This is a genomic window from Acinetobacter higginsii (assembly GCF_000369845.1).
GTDB lineage: Bacteria > Pseudomonadota > Gammaproteobacteria > Pseudomonadales > Moraxellaceae > Acinetobacter > Acinetobacter higginsii.
The window spans coordinates 242309-262078 of record NZ_KB850223.1 but is presented as its reverse complement, the minus strand read 5'-3'; the positions used below and the strand labels follow the sequence as shown (position 1 = coordinate 262078).

The following is a 19770-nucleotide window of genomic DNA, read 5'->3' as shown; positions in this document are numbered from 1 at the left end:
AATTCATTTAGGCCAGATATCAATCCATCAATTGAACTGGCTTTATACGTCTAATTCTAATTGCCAATTCTTTCAGTGCATAATTGACTGATACCACCAGCATAAAACCAATCACAAAAGAACCAATCACATCAAAGGGAAAATGAACACCGACAAAAACTCTCGATAGACCGACAACTACACTACACAATAATCCGATCAAACCAATCTTTTTAAAGCCCGCCATCCAATAAGAAAAGCCAATAATCACAACCGTTATCGTATGCTGACTTGGGAAAGATGAAGTTGAACCATGGCCAATTAACTTATGACCTAAGTCAATTTGAAATGGGCGAGGATGATGATAAAAGAATTCAATAATGTCGCTTAAAAGTAAAGAAAACAGCACAATCACTAAAGTTTTGGCAAATAAAAGATGATATGTTTTCCATTGGATGACCAATAAAAATACCAGAAAACTGATCAGTACCGTATTTAAATCCTCCGCCAAAAAAATTGCGGCCTTGTCTAGCGCGGCATGCTCCTTTGCAAAAGAATTTATACTATTAAACAAAGAGATATTTAAATCTTTAAAAATCATTTCCTTTTCTATCCACACTATCCATGAAGATCAATGCGCTCAATATACAGGAGAATAATGAAGAAATTATTAATAATTTTTATATTTTATTATTCACATATTCTAAAAGGAATTAAGTCAAGCCTTGCTTTATCAACGAGAAAAACACTTCAAATAAAATCACCAATAAATAGGACAAATTTATCCTATTTATTGATGTTAATTCACTGAAATTTAGAACTTAAATTCTAGACCAGTCCCCGCAATCGGTTGCTTGTCTTTAGCACGTGCTTGCTCGAATGTTGAGTATCCAGCATAGCCATAGACTTTCACTTGTTTGTTAAATGAATAGTCTGTACCAAGCAATAATTGCTTGGCATCGAAATCCGCCTCATTGCTTTTAAAGCTGGTACTGTTTTGGCTATATTGTGCTTTCACTGTCCATTTTGACTGATTTGGTAACTTGTATTCCGCACCGATGAGCCAGCCTTGTGAATCATCAATGTTGATTGCAGCGTCATCATTCCCCTTTTTATCAGCGACCTTCGAGGTTTGGTATAGCGTTTTCAGTGCTAGGCCTTCAATTGGTGTTAAACGACCAATCACACGCACGGTATTCGCAGCAGCGAACACTTCATCCACTTGCGTTTCAGTCTCAGCTGCATTTAATAAACCATGCCCCAAGAAATCACTTGGAATGGCTTTGTCATAGCCAACACCAACCAAAAATACAGGATGACTATAGCTCAGCGATGCCGACCATGCATCACCTAGACCACGACCCGCAGCATTCACACCACCACGTTTATCATCTTCAATGCCTCTACTCTCACCTGTTGCAAGTAAAACACTGGCTTCTAAGTTACCACCATTCAAGGCAATTTCAGGTGAATCATAGACCACCACATTATTGACACGATTCTCACCTGTCATAATGCCGGTGATATCCGCTTTATTACTGATATAGTTATTAAAACTATCTACAGGACTGGATAAATCTTTTAACGGTGTATTATGTTTACCAATTTTGACTGTACCAAAACGATCATCTTTTAATCCGACAAAACGATTACGTTGCGACCAATCAGTTTTGTCGCCATCCGCATAAAATGCCCATTCTGCTAAATAAACCGCACTCAAATTTTCGGTTAATTTTTCTTCACCTTTAATTCCAACAAATGAACTATTACTATTTACTTTCCAAACATCATGATCTGCCGAATTTGCATTTTTTTCTGGTAGATAATCAATACTGGCATCAATCTCTCCATAAAATTTTGGTGCTGCAAATGCAGAACAGGTCGCAATACTCATCATTGTCGCGAGTGCAATTTTCATCTTCATTGTTATGTTCCTAACCATCTAAAAAAAGTGTAAAAAATCTCTATTTCGCTGTGTTTCAAGCAAAATTTAGAATTAAGTGGGAATGCGTAAATAAGTATGCTTTTATATTCTCATGAATATAAAAGCATTATAACAAATTGATTTACATATTATAAAATGGAAATACACCGAATATTAAGGCGCTACCCATCAACACGCAGCAGGTAATAAATGCCCATTTCAACGTGAATTTCTGATGATCACCCATTTCTACAGCAGCCAAACCACATAACAAATATGTTGAAGGAACTAAAGGTGATAACAAGTGAATCGGTTGCCCAATAATCGACGCACGTGCAATTTCAACTGGCGAAATTCCATAATGCGATGCTGCTTCCGCAAGAATTGGTAAAACACCGAAATAAAAGGCATCATTCGACATAAAGAAAGTCAAAGGCATACTCAATACGCCCGTAATTGGCGCTAGATAAGGTCCTAGGCTCGGTGGAATCACCGCAACGAAACCTTTAGACATGGCCTCAACCATACCTGTGCCCGATAAAATCCCTGTAAAAACACCCGCAGCAAAGATTACCCCCACTACTGCTAAGACACTGTCTGCATGCATGGCAATACGCTTTTTCTGCATGTTGACACACGGATAGTTCACGACTAATGCAATACAGAAACCCAGCATAAATAAGATCGACATTGGTAAAATCCCTTTTACCAAAGATGCCATCAAGACTAAGGTCAAAATACCGTTAAACCAACGTAAATGTGGACGTTGTGCTTCTGGATCTTTTGAAATCGAAATATCATCGGCATGGCTGATGTCTACAAGTTCAATCACGCCCAAACGTTTGCGTTCATACATGCCATACATATAAGCCAAGAAGAATAACCAAGCAGCCGCCACAATCATTGATGGGATCATTGGAATGAAGACTTCACTGGCATCAACTTGTAATGCACTTGCAGCACGGGCTGTTGGTCCACCCCATGGCGTCAAATTCATCACACCACTACAAAGCAACATCAAGCAGGTCATGATCAGTGGATTCATACCGACTCGTTTATAAAGCGGCATCATTGCCGCCACACAAATCATATATGTGGTTGAACCATCGCCATCTAAAGAGACCAATAATGTGAGAAAAACTGTACCCAAAGTGATTTTTAATGGATCGCCTTTTACTTTCTTTAAAATCCATCTTACCGAAGGGTCAAATAACCCAGAATCAATCATTAAGGCAAAATATAAAATAGCGAAAAGAAGCATAACGCCTGTTGGTGCAAGCTTTTTAATACCCTCTAACATGGTATTGCCAAGTTCGGCCAATTGAATATGACTTAAGCTATCAAAATAAAAACCTAAGCCCCAAGCGATAATAGCGAATATGAATGGGATTAAAATTAATGCAACTAATGCACTGAGACGTTTTGACATGATCAAATACATAAAGCACATGATCATGCTGATACCTAAAAAAGTCAGCATTGAATGCAATCCTTAGCATAATAAGTTTTTTTAATGGGTAGACCTACCCTAATCCAGCACAGATTCTATGCGATTTAACTTTAGCTAATTCATTTAATTTAATTATATAGTGAACACAGCCATTCACATGAAAAATACCTTAAAAGTATACAAATATACTTTTAAATATAAGACTCTAATTATTAATATGTTTTTATTAAAAAATATAGATCAATCGATCAAAACACCTGAAGAATAACTAATCAAAATGTTATATATTTAAAATCACAATGCAATATTATGGTGCATTTTTTGATTAAAAAATAACATATTTAATTAAATGATAATTAAAACAAATATCATTCATTTATAAAACTTCTATCGTGGTTAAAATAAATAGCTATTTATGAGCATTCCAACAATTATAATCATCATTATTATCGCGTGATATTAAAATTAAATTAAAAAATTCATATTTTGAGAATAAAACCTATTTTTTAAACTAAATTATCTTATTTTTATCGGCTCGATATTCATTTGGTGAAACCCCCACCCAATTACGATAGGCTTTTCTAAAATTTGAGGTATCAGAAAATCCTAAGCGTTCTGCGATTTCATCAATGCTCAAACTTGTTGCCAAATATTCATCTGCAAGCCGCCTTCTGGTACTGTCTAAAATCTCTTGATAACTGATATCCACATCGGCTAAACGGCGATACAAAGTCCGCTTGGATAAATGCAATTGATCTGCCATCTGTTGTGCCGTTGGAAAGCTTCCCACTGCATCTAATAAAATGAGTCGAATGCTACGAACTAATTCAGGTTCCTGTTCATTGTCATCTGTAGCTAACATGCGCTCACAAAAAGATTGGCACATATCTGCAGTAATCGGATTGGCATTCGGACAAGGTTTATCGAGCCAATCAAGATCAAAATGCCATTGCATCACATCAGCATCAAACTCGACTGGACAGCGGAAGACTTTTTCATACTCTGCCGCATACGCTGGGGCAGGATAAGGCACTAATAATTTTTTCGCTTGAAAGGGTGCTTCCAAAACACATTCAATCAGGGTTTGCATTGAACTAAACCAAAACTCACACACCAGAGGCAATAGCTTGCCGAGTGCAATAATTTCATGACCTTCAAAAATGGCAACTTGCTTTTGAATTGAAAAGCTTTTCTTAAGGACGGGTGCCGCGAGTTTGATATGGCGAATACCAAACTCTACGGCTTGTTGAAAATTACGAGAGGAAGACAGCGCATAACCATAAACCCCAAAGTCCGATAGCCGCTGTTTTTGCCCAGCCCGCATACCGATCAGCGGATCTTTAGTTAAATGCTGAATGGTTTGAAACAGTTGTAATTTTTGAAAGGGGGAAATATGAGAGGCCGCACTATTCAGCGCATCTTGAGAAATGCCTGTGCCCGCTAAAACCTCATCCAAACGATAACCTTGCTGTTGCATGGCTTCTAGCAGACTAGTTAAACCGAGGATCGGCGTACCTTGAGCCAATTGATTTTGATCATAACGTGCTTCGACCAATGTTGAGCTCAACTCCTGTTTACGCATTTTTTCACCTCATCCCTTGAGTGATGATGCATAATGGCACTAAATTACCTTTTGTTGTCTCAATTTAACATCGACTACAAATCTCATCAATCATAAAGTCTATTCTACTAATAAGCATGAAAGGAGCAACAATGACACTTTCAACTTCACAAACCTTCAGTGATCCTGCAACCGAGCATATGTATTCGGTTTTTAATCAGCAACGTGCTGCTTTTGATGCTCAGCCTTACCCAGATCTCGATGCTCGTCGTACCAAATTATTGCAAATAAAAAAACAAATTATCCGTTATCAAGATGTGATTGCGACTGCAATTAATACCGACTTTAGTTCACGCTCGGTAGATGAATCAAAACTGCTTGATTTACTCGGTTCAGTGCTTGAAGCAGAACATGCCATTCGTCATGTCCGCCGTTGGATGCGACCAAGTAAACGTAGCACTGAACTGCTATTTTTATCCAATCGCCTACGGGTGCAGTATCAGCCTAAAGGTGTGGTTGGCGTCATCGTACCGTGGAACTTCCCTGTTTATTTAGCTTTGGGCCCCTTAATTGCCGCAATTGCAGCGGGCAATCGGGTGATGATCAAACTACCAGAAGTGACTCCAGCAACCAATGCCGTAGTTAAACGAATGCTGGCTGAGATTTTCAGTGAAGATGAAGTAGCTGTTTTTGGTGAAGAGATCCTTGATCCAGCACAATTCACCTCGCTGCCCTTCAACCATATTGTATTTACTGGCTCGCCTGCGATTGGTCGGGTGGTGATGCGTGCGGCAGCAGATAATTTAACCCCAGTCACCTTAGAACTTGGCGGTAAATCCCCTGCTTTAGTCAGCCGCAACTATCCGCTTGCCGATGCAGCAAAACGTGTTTTACATGGTAAAGCCACCAACTGTGGTCAGATCTGCGTTGCGCCCGACTATGCACTGGTGCCAAAAGAAAAAGTAGATCAATTCGTTGCAGAATGCCAAGCGAATTTCACTGCGATGTATGGCAAAAATATTAGCCAAAACACAAACTACACCTCGATTGTGAATGATCGCCATCTAAAACGTTTGCTTGATATCTTAGATGATGCCAAAGCCAAAGGCGCTCAAATCATTGCCTGTGGCGAATATGATCGTGACAAAGATGCACGTCGTATGCCTGTACATATCGTCCTGAATTGCACAGAAGATATGCGGATTCTTAAAGAAGAGTTATTTGGCCCAGTTTTACCTGTGGTTGCTTACGATACCGTGGATGATGCAATTGATTATATTCAAGCGGGTGAACGACCATTAGCCTTATACCTCTTTACCCACGATGCTAATGAACGTGATTATGTCTTAAAACAAACCCATTCAGGGGGTGTGACCTTGAATGATTGGGGCTGGCATGTGGTCAATCATGATGCACCTTTTGGGGGAATCGGAAACTCGGGAATGGGCACATATCATGGCGAAGAAGGTTTCCGTGAGCTTTCCCATGCAAAAACTGTTTTTGCACGTCATCGCTTCTTCCCAACCCAACTGTTCTATCCACCTTATGGGACTTGGGTACAGAAACTCGCCTTACGTTTCTTCTTGAAACAAGGTGATCCAAATATTAAATAAGATTCGATAATAAAAAAGCCTCATCAAGAGGCTTTTTTATTCTACAGATGAAACATGAATTACTTCACTACGCCATCTTGTTGGTATTTCGGTGAACGAGGTCCGTAAAGCAAACCCAAACCAGAGTTATGCTGCGTCGGGGTAAAGAGTTGGGTATTTACAATCGTTGCCAAAGGATAAGCACGATCATTTAAGCTCCCCGCAATTTGTTCAACCAATGCCCCAACCAGCGCAGTGAGTAAATCATTGTTACCACTATTGCTCGATTGCACGGCTTTCTTTTCACCCGACCAAAGCGTCTCATTGGTGTTTAAATCGACCAGTTTTGCTTCCACACTCACCGTTGCAACACTTTGAATGACTTGATACTGAGAACCATATTCTTTAATTCGAATATACAAAGCCGCATCAGCACCAAAGATTTCCTGCAATTTCTGTGTCGAAATGCTTTGCGCGTCATGACCATTGGTCACGCCGTTCTCTTTAAACATCGAATCCACAACAGAAATTGGAAAAACATAATAACCCGCTTCAGCAACAGGCATAACGACTGTCGGCCAATAGCTATACGTTGCCTTTACATCAGGAGAATCGTTAACGGGCGGTAATACCAAAATAGATTTCGGCATATGCTGTTTATACGCCGTCATATCCTTATTTACCGCTGGAGATGAAGCACAGCCCGTCAATACCAAACCCGTCAGCAGAAGGGTTGTAACTAAAAAGGTCTTAATCATGGCTGCGTCGATCCCACATTGGCATTCATTTTCCGCAACAACCGATCCATCAATACCGTAGATTCAGGATAAACTTGTCGTTCCAATTGAAAATATTCAACTGCTTTTTGCGCATTATTCACTTGTAAAGATAACAATCCTAGATGTGCATATAAACCTGGCGGAACGGCCAGATTTTTCGCTTTGGCTTTTTCAATTTCCGCTTCTAACTTAATGATTTGTGCACTCGGTGTAGCTTTTTCTGGCTGGTTATACATCAGATAGGTCTGTTGTGTATAAGAACCCCAACTATATAAAGGTTGAGGCCCCGCAGCACAGCCAACCAAGCCGATCGTGATTAAACTGGTGAACAGAATTTTTTTCATTTTACAGCGGTCCAGCCTTATTGCGCAGTCCAACGATTATTCTGAATATCAGTCACTAAGTTATTCACTGCTTCACGTACAGCCAAGTCTAAAACCTTACCATTTAAAGTCGAATCATAAGATGCGGTAGAACCAAAACCGAGTACTTCACGTGCGCTCAATGCATATTCCCCCGCGCCTTGTACTGAATGTACAATCTCTGAAGTTTTTACATCCACAATATTCAAGTTCACTTTGGCATAAGCAATTTGCTGTTTACCGCGCCCTAAAATCCCAAATAATTGCTGATCACCCACTTCTTTGCGACCAAATTCAGATACATCACCAGTGATCACATAACGTGCACCTTTAATGCTTTGAGTGCTGTTGCTAAATCCCACTTCTTGCTTAAGTTCAGACAAATTATCGCGATTTAGAACAGAGAAATAACCCGTTTGCTGTAAATGCGTTTCTAAAATAGTTTTCGCCTGCCCACCAAGACGATCAACATTGTCAGAGAAAATGCCTCTCATATAACTAGAACGGTTATCAAACTTACCAATCGAAACAGGTACTTTTACCCCGTTATATTTAATCTGTTGAACTGCTGCCGTCACTTGAGGACTTTGAATTGATTTAGATGTTTCTGTGGTTGAGCAGGCCATTAAGCCAAAAGTACTGAATACTGTCACCGCTAATAATTTTTTCATTGTCGCTCGATCAAAATAAAGATTAAAAAACGTGAAAATTATAGCTTAAAAACTGTGAACTATCTAACATTTTACAATTCAAGCTCCACCTTTAAATCATCATAAATAATTTTATAATCCAACCAATTAGCTCAAATTAATCCAGATTATTCGCAAAAACGTAACCCTACACCCGCAATAGTAAAAATATACTTAGGTGTCACTGCGGAATCCCCTATTTTAGTTCTGAGTTTTTTTACCAAGATTCTAAGATAGTGGGTATCCTCTTCATGCGTAATGCCCCATAACTCGGTCATGATTTGTTTTTGTGTCACGATCTTGCCCTGATGACGAATCAATAAAGCCAGCAACTGAAATTCTTTTTTGGTTAGGGTAATGTCCTCGCCTGCCAGTTTGGCTGCATGTTCAGCCACATCAACCCAGAGCTGTCCATCATTAAACATCAGATTGTGTTCTGCCTGTTGTGGCTTATTGCGGAACATCACCCGAATACGCGCACAGAGCTCCTGAATGCTAAATGGCTTGGTGACATAGTCATTCGCGCCTGCATCTAACAGTTTAATTTTTTGATTTTCATCTGGACGGGCCGACAAGACAATCACAGGAATATCTGACCATTGTCGCAACTCAAGCAATACCGCCTGCCCATCCATATCCGGTAGGCCCAGATCCAGAATCAACAAATCAGCACCACGCGTCGCCAAAACCTCTAATCCTTTCATACCATTTTCAGCCACATGTACCTGATAACCCTGTGCACGTAAGGCAATGTCTAAAAACTTCCGAATTTGTGGCTCATCATCAATAATCAGAATTGATGCTTGTGAATGAAATGATTGCGGCATAAAAGTGGTTTTAATCCTGATGCAGTGGTAATCGTATTCTAATTAAGGTGCCCTGACCATATGTGCTCGCTAGGGCTTCGATACTGCCCATATGCGCTCCAATAATCGCTTTGACAATAGCAAGACCTAAACCAGTTCCTGTTTTACCACGATCGCCACGTTGCATAGTATAGAACATATCAAAGATTTGCTCCCGCTCATCCTCTGGAATACCAACACCTTGGTCCATGATATCAATTTGCAGGAATTGATCTTGTTGTCGAATCCGCACCTCAATCGGCACATCATCAGGTGAAAACTTGGCTGCATTTTCCAACACATTAAAAATAGCCTGCTCAATCAATGCGGGATGTACATGCAATTGCGGCAAGTCTTCTGGCATTTCGACATCAATATTAACCTTGGGCTGATAGCGTTTCAGTCGCTGTGTCGCTGAACCAATCAGTTCTTCTACCCCAATCCAGTCGCGACTGAGACTCAAACCTTGATGGCCAAGTCGGGTCATATCCAGTAAATTTTGAATATAACGATCCAGCCGCTCACCTTCAACATGAATGGTGTCCAATAAGCTTTCACGATCTTCTACCGACATCTGCTCAGCATAGTATTTCAAACTATCCGCCGACCCAATCATGGCCGCCAAAGGTGAACGTAAATCATGGGAGACCGATGATAATAATGCAGAGCGTAATTTTTCAGTTTCAGCCACCACACGGGAGTTCTCTAGCTGTAAAGACAATTGCACCCGCGAAGTGGTTTGCGCAATATCATCGATCATCAACTCGGCTAAACGCTGCTGCTCAAAACTAATAGTTTCGGTTTTCTGATTAAACCGAAGTGCAATTACCCCATAACCTCCCACCAGATTCAATGGATTAAACCACCATTTGGATTGAGTTAAGGTATTGGTAAAGCGCCCACAAGGCTTGGCATTTTTCTGAGTCCAATTGGCCGCGATCTGATCTTTTTCATTTAATAAACGGCTATCGCCTAATTCCTGTGTACCAACTCTCAACCACACCGTTGCATTTAAAGAACTCTCTAGATGTTGCTTGGCGATATTTAACACCTGTTCGATATCGACACAACTGGATAATTTGCGCTCCAACTCCTGCATTTGTAAAGACACTGAATTGGCAGCACGTAAACTCAGGACCTGAGCGCGTAATTGATTGGCTAAGCGCCCCACCAATAAGGCCGAAGCAATAAAGATAACAATGGTGATCACACCACGTTCCGCACTAATCCTGAGGGTAAATCGCGGTTCAATAAAGAAATAGTTATACAGCACGAAGCAAATCACCACACTCAAAATGGTGATCAGCATCCTCGCCCGCATTGCAACCACCAGCACGGTGACCACAAAAATTAAAGCCAATTCGCTATAACCAATAAAATGATCGCTCACCGTTGCCACAATTAAGCCCAATAAGACAATCAAAATACTCTCAATGATCTCACGTGGATTAAAAGCCAAGCCTTGTTCCAACCAAGCAGCACCGTCCCGATCAGTTTGCAGCTTGGATTCATTCACTTTGGCTTTTAAAGGTTGAACAAAAGTGATCTCAAAAGGATGCTGTTTTTCCAAGAGTTGGTCGGCAATATGATCTGAAAACAGACGTTGCCAGAGTGACTTTTTAGGACTCTTCCCCAATAAAATATTGGATGCACCATAATCATAGGCCGCCTGTAAAATGGTCGATGCAATATGATTACTATGTAACAAATAGGTATCGGCACCCAGCTTACGCGCCAAGTTAAATGCTTTGGTCACGGCTAATGTCTGGGTTGTGGTTTTCTGGCTCTTTTGGATCGAAATCACACTCCAGATTGCATTGCGTCTTTCTGCAATACGATGTGCCCGCCGTACCAGATCTTCAGAAAATTCTGATCCATCAATCGCCAACATCACATGATTTTGAATCGGGATAATCTGCCCTTGCGCAACAAACTTCTCTCGATAATCAATTTCAACTTGCCCTGCAACGGTTTGAATCGCCAGATCACGTAAAGCCGTTAAATGGGCGGGTTTAAAAAATCCTTGTAATGCTTGAGGCGCAACATCAGCGAAATAAATCTTGCCATGATTCATTCGCTCTAATAGTTCGGGTACAGGCAAATCCACCAAACGGATGTCTTTCAAACGTTTTAATAAGGCATCGGGAACGGTTTCACTGACCCGAATCCCAGTAATCTGATAGACCACATCATTCAGACTTTCCAAATGCTGAATATTTAAGGTGCTATAGACATCAATGCCTGCATCCAGTAATTCATTGACATCTTGCCAACGATATTCATGCCGACTGTTTGGCACATTGCGATGCGCGAGTTCATCCACCAACACAATTTCAGGCTTTAATTTGAGGATTTGATCAAGATCCATCTCTTCCAGTATCCGACCTTGATATTCCACAGCCTTTCTTGGAATCACATTGAGGCCTTGAATCAAACGCTCGGTATCAGATCGACCGTGGGTTTCCACCACCCCAACCATTACATGCTGCCCTTGTTGCATCAGTTCATGCGCTCGAGTCAACATAGCATAGGTTTTTCCCACGCCAGGTGCTGCACCCAAGAAAATGGTTAAACGTCCAGACTGTTCACGTTGACTATGAGCCAACCATGCATCTGCTTTGTTATTACGGTCAATCTGCATAAAAGAGGCTCTATCAATGAGGTGTAGATGACAATTGATCTAAAGCTAGATTCAACTGCAGTACATTGACTCGTGCTTGCCCATATAAACCAAACTGCGCAGGCTGAATCTGTTGTTGCACCAAATCTCGCAATTGTTGCTCTGCTAAATGACGTTGCTCAGCCACTCGCTTCACCTGTAACAATGCACTCTCCGGTGAAATATCGGGGTCAATCCCACTGCCTGATGCTGTGACCATATCGTTCGGTACGTGTTGCTCTGAAATATGATTATGCTGGGCAAATTGCACAGTTCTTTCCTTAATTTGTTTTTGTAAATCAGGATTAGAGACCGCTAAATTACTGCCGGCCATTCCATCTACACTGTAACTTACCGCACTGGGGCGGCCATGGAAATATTGTTCACCAACAAAATGTTGCCCCACCAAACTTGAACCAACAATTCTGCCATCAAGTTGGATTAAGCTACCATTGGCCTGCTTCGGAAAAATTAACTGGGCAATCGATACACTCACAGCAGAATATAAGACACCTGCGACAAGGAACCCCACCAGAATCAAACCAAGGCTTGGACGTAAAATTACATGTACTGGATTGGATAATGGTAGGTCCTGTTTATTCAATTGCTCATGATTCAATAAAGTATTCATCTCTCACTCCTAAATCCACAAGGACACAATAAGGTCAATCAACTTGATCGCAATAAACGGAAAGATCACGCCACCTACACCGTAAATCAGCATATTACGGCGTAACAATTGCAATGCACTGGCGGGTTTGAATTGCACCCCTCTCAATGCCAATGGGATCAACATCGGAATAATCAGTGCATTAAAAATCAAAGCTGAAATTACTGCACTGCTTGGACTACTGAGTTGCAGAATATTCAACACCCCAAGTTGTGGAATTGCTACTGCAAACAGTGCAGGTAAGATCACAAAGTATTTGGAGACATCATTTGCCAGAGAAAAGGTGGTTAAGGCGCCACGAGTAATCAATTGCTGTTTCCCAATTTCCACCACATCCAACAGTTTGGTTGGATCGGAATCCAAGTCCACCATATTGCCTGCTTCTTTTGCGGCTTGAGTACCTGAATTCATAGCCAAGCCAATATCCGCCTGTGCCAAGGCAGGTGCATCATTAGTCCCATCACCCACCATTGCCACCAGTTTACCTGCCGCTTGTTCTTTACGGATGCAAGCCAATTTATCTTCAGGTTTGGCCTCTGCAATATAGTCATCCACACCCGCTTCTGCGGCAATCGCTGCTGCAGTCAACGGATTGTCTCCTGTGACCATGATGGTTTTAATACCCATCTCACGTAACAGGGCAAAGCGTTCCTTAATCCCAGACTTGATTACATCCGAGAGCTCAATCACCCCTAAAATACTGTGATTCGAAGCCACTACGAGGGGTGTCGCACCTTTTGATGCCACTTGTTCGACACGAGTCTTAAGCTCAACGTTATCCTTGATTTCTTGGTTGGTAAATTTAAGAATCGCGTCCACAGCACCCTTACGAATCTTTTGCCCTGTGACCAAATCCACGCCAGACAACCGTGTCGACGCACTAAACTGGATGAATTCTGCATCTTGAGGCTCACGAATACTCTCACCCAACTCTTTACCCAAACTCACCACGGATTTACCTTCAGGGGTTGGATCAGCAAAAGAGGTCAGCATGGCTGCTTGGCGCAATTCACTTGGCGTTACACCTGCCAATGGATAAAAGGCGGTGGCTTGACGGTCGCCATAGGTAATCGTGCCAGTCTTATCTAACAGCAACACATCAATATCACCTGCAACTTCAACCGCTTTCCCTGATTTGGCCAAGACATTGGCTTTTAAAGCACGGTTCATCCCAGCAATTCCAATCGCAGGCAGCAAGCCTCCGATTGTGGTTGGAATCAAACATACCAACAGTGCAATCAACAAGACGATGCTGATTTTTATGCCAACCATAGAACCAATAAAAGGTAAGCTTGCCACCACTACAATAAAGGTAATGGTCATGATGTTGAGCAAAATACTGAGTGCAATCTCATTCGGTGTTTTTTGGCGGTTGGCACCTTCAACCAAAGCAATCATGCGGTCTAAGAAACTATGACCTGCTTCATTACTCACCCGAATAATAATTTCATCGGACAAGACCTTAGTCCCACCAATCACCCCTGAACGATCAGTATGAGCTTCACGGAGTACAGGTGCAGACTCACCGGTGACTGCCGATTCATTGATGGTGGCAAAACCTTGAATAATCTCACCATCCGCAGGAACAATTTCACCTGCTTTAACAATCACCAAATCATCTTTTTTAAGTAGATTGGCAGAAATGGTATTCGGTGCCGCATTTAAATCGAGGATACGATTTGCAGTTAAGTTTTCACGTGCCTGACGTAATGATGCTGCTTGTCCACGGCCTTTGGCTTCTGCAACCGCTTCTGCATAATTGGCGAATAAGACCGTCACCAATAAGATCAAACTCAAGAGTAGACCAAAACCTAAGCTGGCACTGCCCATCAAGGTTGCAATAATCGTTAAGATTGTTCCCACCCAGACACAGGCCATCACTGGGTTTTTAAAAGCATACTGTGGCAACAGTTTATGAAAAGTTTGCTGAATAATTTCTTTATTCAAAATATCCATTTGTTGTGTCGCATTTGAATGTTTCATTGTTGTCGCTCCACGCTTAAACTTTCACAGATAGCACAGATAAATAATCAGCAATTGGCCCAATCACCAACACTGGCATGAATTGCAATAAGGTGAGAATTAACACGATCCCGATTAAGGTCAGTGCAAATGTCGGTGACTCAATATGTAAAGAACCTTTGCTTTCGGTTGCTTGAGCTTTGGTAGCCAAACTGACTGCAATCAACACAGGGATGATCAGTACGCTGTAACGGCCTGCCAATAACGCAACACTGGCACTCAGATTCCACCATAAAGTGTTATCGCCTAAACCTTCAAAACCAGAACCATTGTTGGCATAAGCAGAGACATACTCATAAAACACTTGGCTAATCCCATGAAACGCTGGATTTGAATTCCCTGTAATCGATGGAAATGCAATCGCAATGGCTGTTAAGCCCAGAATCACCACGGGTTGCAGTAGAATGACCAAAGCCAATAACTTGATTTCAGTCACTTCAACTTTTCGGCCAAACAATTCAGGGGTACGTCCCGTCATCAAGCCTGCAATAAATACAGCCAAGAACAGGTAAATAAAGAACTGTAATAGACCACAGCCAATACCGCCCCAAATGGCATTAATCAGCATATTGCACAGTTCAACCAATCCCGTCAGTGGTGAGGCAGAGTCATGCATCATATTGACCGAACCGTTATTCACTTGGGTGGTCAAACTTGCCCACAGCGCCGATGCCTCTGTACCAAAGCGGACTTCCTTACCTTCCATCAATGCCGTGTTTGGAATCAACGAAGATTTTTCAGCCCACAACGTTAACGAGGTTGAAGCCAATGACATCAGTAACATGGTGCCAAAAATCATCCACATCAATTTCTTACGTTGGATAAAGCGTCCCACCATAAACACCACAGACAATGGAATCAGTAAAATCGCGATCATCTCGATCACATTGGATAACGGCGTTGGATTTTCTAAAGGCACACTACTATTTGGACCATACCAACCACCACCGTTACTCCCCAGTTGTTTAATCGCCACCATCGGCGCAACTGGACCCAGTGGAATATGTTGGGTTTTAAGCTCTACGGTTTGATCCAAAACCTGTGCGGTTGGACCGGCAGATAATGTTGCAGGAACACCTTGAAAAGTGAGTAGCAAAGAAAAAATAAGACCTAATGGAATAAAGAATCGAAATAATGGTCGGACGATATCCATCCAGTAATTACCTAAATTAATCGTATTCCAATTTTTTTTATCCGAGCCTTCTTCTCGACCTGATTGCAAAAATAAAGCTCGCAACATTGCCACCAACAAAGCCAGCCCAATAATTGGCGATAAATATTGCAATCCAACAATGACTGTCATTTGCGATAGATAAGACAGTTGAGCCTGTCCTGAATAGTGTTGTTGGTTGGTATTGGTCAGAAATGAAATGCTGGTATGTAAAGCCAGATCCCAATTCATATTTGGAATATGATCAGGGTTGAGTGGTAACCATGCTTGAGTCATTAAAATAGTGACACTTGCAGCGAGCAGTAAAATATTACTGAGCACAAATGCCGTTAAATATTGCCGCCAATTCATTCCACTACGCTTAACACCCAACACAGCATAAATGGGTTGTTCAATCCATTTAAACAACGCGTCACTTTTCATTGGCTTTGCTTGCATCACATCTGCAAGATAAGCACCGAGCGGATAAGCCAGCAGTAATGAAAGGACAAATACAGAGATAAATTCCCACATAGCATATGCCATTTAAAAATAGGTTAGCGTTAGTATGGAAATGAAGGACGTAAATTCTCTATATTGAAAAAACCAGTAGACGTAAATTCTGCGTAAAATTATTCAACGATGTTCTAATGCGCTGAAATTTTTACCTAAAAAGAAAATATGGAGAAATAAATCTCATTTTTTACAAAAAATCTTTGACCAAATAAAAAACTTTTTTGGGAAAAATGCAAAAAAGAACGATTACTATTTTAAAATAATAATTTATATTTATCATTATTTTACAAATAAAAACACATATGTATATAAATTTTTTAAGATTTATTTTTATCCATTTTCACCTAATCCAGCGTACTGCTTAGTTCATTTAGAACATTTACTCTTATTTTAATTATGGTATTTTTGTTACATGAAGTTATAGCCAATCACGATAGATAACTTTTTTGTTGTCAGATCATAGCTTCTTAACACTTAAGAATCTTGAAGTTCAAGGAAAGATTACAATGAAATTAAAACATCTTAGCACTGCCATGATCTTAGCAACGCTACCTGCAACTGGAGTTTTTGCAGCAGCGTTAGACCGTTCAGGTCAATCTATGTCTGCATTTTTACAGCCGGGTAACTATTTTGAAGCTGGTCTTTCGGTTCTAGACCCAACAGTTAAAGGTCAGGAAGCTGGTACATCATCGACCACTCGTAAAATTGGCGATATGGGTGATGATTATTATTTCCCTAGCGCAGCATTAAAACTGCAACTGACTGACAACATTTCTTTTGGTCTTATTTATGATCAACCATTTGGTGCTGATGCAAAATATACTGGTAACAATGTATTCGTTTCTAGCCCAACTGACGGTGTTTTAAATCAAAAATCTCTAAACGATTTATCAACCAAATCTGTTGGTCAGTTAGTTCAAGCTGCTGGTTCTTCATTCGGACCAGCTCTTCAACAAGTTGCAAAAGACCCAACAAATCCTACTCAACAAGAAATTTTAGGTGCATTACAACGAGTTGCACTAGGTGGTAATGCTGCCGTAGGTGCTGGTCTTCAAAAACTACAACAAACTCAAGCAGCGTTAAATGCAGCAAAAGGCTACCTTGGCTCAAGCACAGGTTCAAATAGCACACAAGTTGAAGTTGACACTCAAAACCTTTCTATGGTTTTTGGATTCCAACCAAATAAAAACCTGAATTTCTATGCGGGTCCAGTGCTTCAAACTGTAAAAGGTAATGTTAGCCTTCGTGGTGAAGCTTACAGCGTTTACAATGGTTATGATGCAAATATTAAAGAAACAACTGGTGTGGGTTGGTTAGCAGGCGCTGCATACCAAATTCCTGAAATTGCGTTAAAAGCTTCTTTAACTTACCGTTCAGAAATCGATCACGATGTGAACATCAAAGAAGATTTATCTTTATTAGCTTTTCCTGGTTTAACAAACGTACTTACAGGTTTAGGTGTTGATCCAACTAAACTTGCAGGATTAAATGCTGATAAGAAAACAAAAATTACGACTCCTCAATCTGTTAACTTAGATTTCCAGACTGGTATCATGGCGAACACTGTTGCATTTGCAAACGTTCGTTGGGTGAACTGGAAAGACTTCTCTATTCAACCATATAAATTTGGCGAGTTATCTAAAGTATTAGGTGGTGCAGGCCTAGTACCAGGTAAAGCAAATGGTTTTAACCTAGTTGAATATTCAGATGACCAATGGTCTGTAAACGCTGGTGTTGGTCGTAAACTGAGTGAACAGTGGGCTGGTAACGTTTCTGTGGGTTGGGATTCTGGCGCAGGTAACCCTGTAACAACTTTAGGCCCAACAGAAGGCTACTGGAATGTTGGTGTTGGTGTTCAATATAGCCCAACCCCTGCTACATTCATCGCTGGTGGTGTAAAATACTTCTGGTTAGGTGATGCTAAGGCACAAACTGGTGCTCAAGCAGGTAGCAATGATTACGTTGCGAAGTTTGAAGACAACAATGCACTCGCATATGGCTTAAAAATTGGTTATAAATTCTAATCAATTTTTAGAAAAGAGAAGGTCATCTTAGGATGACCTTTTTTATTATGTTTTAATCAACAAAATCAAATTAATAGATCAATAAACACACACCCTCTTGTACGCTTAGATGCATCAATAGAAAACATGAATGCTCAAGCATTTTTCGTGACTTTATCAGTTCATTTATTGACATTTGTAAAATATTTAAGCGCATAAAAATTATGATACTTTTCGCGCCATTCTGTTACAAAGTGATTTGAGAGAACATATTAATGAAGCTGAATGCTATTCAAACGGCTCTTCTACTTAGCTTAGTTCCAACAACGACAACATTTGCCGCAGCACTGGATCGCTCAGGTCAATCAATTGCAGCATTTTTACAGCCAAATAACTATTTTGAAGCAGGTCTTACTGTTCTTGATCCCAATGTATCAGGTAAGGACACATCTCAAAACAATACAGGGAATATGGCGAATCATTATTACTCGCCAAATGCTGCCCTAAAAATTCAAGCAACGGATAAATTCTCGATTGGTTTGATCTATGACCAGCCTTATGGGGCGGATGCAGAATACACAGGCAAAAGTAACTTTATCGAAAGCCGTCCTTTGCCTTTTAAAGGTGGTACATCAGTTACGGTCGATACTGAAAACTTAAACTTGTTATTCGGTTATCAACCAACACAAAACTGGAACCTTTATGCGGGTGCGGTTTATCAAACTTTAGACAGCACCGTGTTATTACGTGGTCAGAGCTATAGTGCCTATAGTGGTTATGATTTTAAAACAGGCCGTGATGAAGCAGTCGGTTGGTTAGCAGGGGTTGCTTATCAAATTCCTGAAATCGCACTCAAAACCTCTTTGACCTATCGTGCCAAAATCAAGCATGAAATGAATGCTTATGAAACACATGGCATTGCTGGTATGACTGGTAATGCGGGTTTTGATGCGATTTTAAATAAAATCAATCATTCAACAGGCACAACTGAAATCACCACCCCTCAATCGGTTAACCTTGATTTCCAAACAGGAATTATGGAAAACACAGTTGCGTTTGCGAATTTACGCTGGGTGAACTGGAAAGATTTTGCCATTCGTCCATATAAATTTGGCGCTGCTTCAACATTACCTCCTATCGTTGCTTCAACAGGTAAAAAAGACGGTTTTGATCTGGTTGCATACACCGAAGATCAATACTCAATTACCGCAGGCGTTGGTCGTAAACTAAATGATCAATGGGCAGGAAATGTATCTGTGGGTTGGGATTCTGGTGCAGGTAACCCTGTAACTACACTGGGTCCAACTGAAGGTTATTGGAATGTCGGTATCGGTGTTCAATATAGTCCTACGCCCACAACCTTTATTGCGGGTGGCGTGAAATACTTCTGGCTCGGCGATGCCAAAGCTCAATCAGGTTCACAATTCAATACACCAGGCTATGTGGCTGAATTTGAAAATAATGATGCCATCGCTTATGGCTTAAAGATTGGGTATAAATTCTAACTATCGACCTAGGATAAAAGGCGCTATTTAGGCGCCTTTTATCTTTTAATTTTCTCCAACATAC

At 40.8% G+C, this 19770-nt stretch carries 15 protein-coding genes; 3 read left to right on the top strand and 12 right to left on the bottom strand.

Going from position 1 to position 19770, the window contains the following annotated elements; genetic code table 11:
- Nucleotides 1-19: 19 nt before the first annotated feature.
- From F885_RS01470 to F885_RS01485, 4 genes are all read right to left on the bottom strand, one after another.
- Nucleotides 20-580, bottom strand: coding sequence for an undecaprenyl-diphosphatase (locus F885_RS01470; protein ID WP_005322644.1), 561 nt, complete (start codon nucleotides 578-580; stop codon nucleotides 20-22).
- Between the two features lie 213 nt (nucleotides 581-793).
- Nucleotides 794-1903: a porin gene (locus F885_RS01475; protein ID WP_005322642.1), complete on the bottom strand. Its 1110-nt coding sequence runs from the start codon at nucleotides 1901-1903 to the stop codon at nucleotides 794-796.
- A gap of 142 nt (nucleotides 1904-2045) precedes the next feature.
- Nucleotides 2046-3383, bottom strand: coding sequence for a CitMHS family transporter (locus F885_RS01480; RefSeq protein WP_005322641.1), 1338 nt, complete (start codon nucleotides 3381-3383; stop codon nucleotides 2046-2048).
- Between the two features lie 481 nt (nucleotides 3384-3864).
- Nucleotides 3865-4935, bottom strand: coding sequence for an AraC family transcriptional regulator (locus F885_RS01485; RefSeq protein ID WP_005322639.1), 1071 nt, complete (start codon nucleotides 4933-4935; stop codon nucleotides 3865-3867).
- Nucleotides 4936-5066: 131 nt separating this feature from the next.
- On the opposite strand from F885_RS01485, the gene F885_RS01490 reads away from it, so the two are divergent.
- Complete coding sequence (locus F885_RS01490; RefSeq protein ID WP_005322636.1) at nucleotides 5067-6527, top strand: coniferyl aldehyde dehydrogenase; 1461 nt, start codon at nucleotides 5067-5069, stop codon at nucleotides 6525-6527.
- A gap of 59 nt (nucleotides 6528-6586) precedes the next feature.
- Here the strand turns inward: F885_RS01490 and F885_RS01495 are convergent, their stop codons facing one another.
- From F885_RS01495 to kdpA, 8 genes are all read right to left on the bottom strand, one after another.
- Nucleotides 6587-7264, bottom strand: a complete 678-nt coding sequence (locus F885_RS01495) for a DUF799 domain-containing protein (protein WP_005322634.1) — start codon at nucleotides 7262-7264, stop codon at nucleotides 6587-6589.
- Nucleotides 7261-7629 carry a DUF4810 domain-containing protein gene (locus tag F885_RS01500; protein ID WP_005322632.1) on the bottom strand — a complete coding sequence of 123 codons (369 nt, stop codon included), beginning with the start codon at nucleotides 7627-7629 and terminating at the stop codon, nucleotides 7261-7263. The genes F885_RS01495 and F885_RS01500 overlap by 4 nt, the downstream gene beginning before the upstream one ends.
- Before the next feature lie 17 nt (nucleotides 7630-7646).
- Nucleotides 7647-8318, bottom strand: a complete 672-nt coding sequence (locus tag F885_RS01505) for a CsgG/HfaB family protein (protein WP_005322629.1) — start codon at nucleotides 8316-8318, stop codon at nucleotides 7647-7649.
- 146 nt (nucleotides 8319-8464) lie between these two features.
- Nucleotides 8465-9163 carry a response regulator gene (locus F885_RS01510; RefSeq protein ID WP_005322628.1) on the bottom strand — a complete coding sequence of 233 codons (699 nt, stop codon included), beginning with the start codon at nucleotides 9161-9163 and terminating at the stop codon, nucleotides 8465-8467.
- Between the two features lie 10 nt (nucleotides 9164-9173).
- Entirely contained in the window at nucleotides 9174-11822 is a 2649-nt protein-coding gene (locus F885_RS01515) for a sensor histidine kinase (protein ID WP_005322627.1), read from the bottom strand.
- Between the two features lie 13 nt (nucleotides 11823-11835).
- Nucleotides 11836-12471, bottom strand: coding sequence for a potassium-transporting ATPase subunit KdpC (gene kdpC, locus F885_RS01520; RefSeq protein WP_005322626.1), 636 nt, complete (start codon nucleotides 12469-12471; stop codon nucleotides 11836-11838).
- 9 nt (nucleotides 12472-12480) lie between these two features.
- Complete coding sequence (gene kdpB, locus F885_RS01525; RefSeq protein WP_005322625.1) at nucleotides 12481-14493, bottom strand: potassium-transporting ATPase subunit KdpB; 2013 nt, start codon at nucleotides 14491-14493, stop codon at nucleotides 12481-12483.
- 16 nt (nucleotides 14494-14509) lie between these two features.
- Nucleotides 14510-16216 (bottom strand): potassium-transporting ATPase subunit KdpA, encoded by a 1707-nt coding sequence (gene kdpA / locus F885_RS01530; protein ID WP_032859829.1) that lies wholly within the window; start codon nucleotides 16214-16216, stop codon nucleotides 14510-14512.
- Between the two features lie 488 nt (nucleotides 16217-16704).
- On the opposite strand from kdpA, the gene F885_RS01535 reads away from it, so the two are divergent.
- Together F885_RS01535 and F885_RS01540 are read left to right on the top strand one after the other, a co-directional pair.
- Nucleotides 16705-18222 (top strand): outer membrane protein transport protein, encoded by a 1518-nt coding sequence (locus tag F885_RS01535; protein ID WP_005206009.1) that lies wholly within the window; start codon nucleotides 16705-16707, stop codon nucleotides 18220-18222.
- A 254-nt stretch (nucleotides 18223-18476) separates the two neighbouring features.
- A complete protein-coding gene (locus tag F885_RS01540; protein WP_005322623.1) occupies nucleotides 18477-19706 on the top strand; it encodes an OmpP1/FadL family transporter in 1230 nt (409 codons plus the stop codon).
- The last annotated feature ends 64 nt before the right edge of the window (nucleotides 19707-19770 follow it).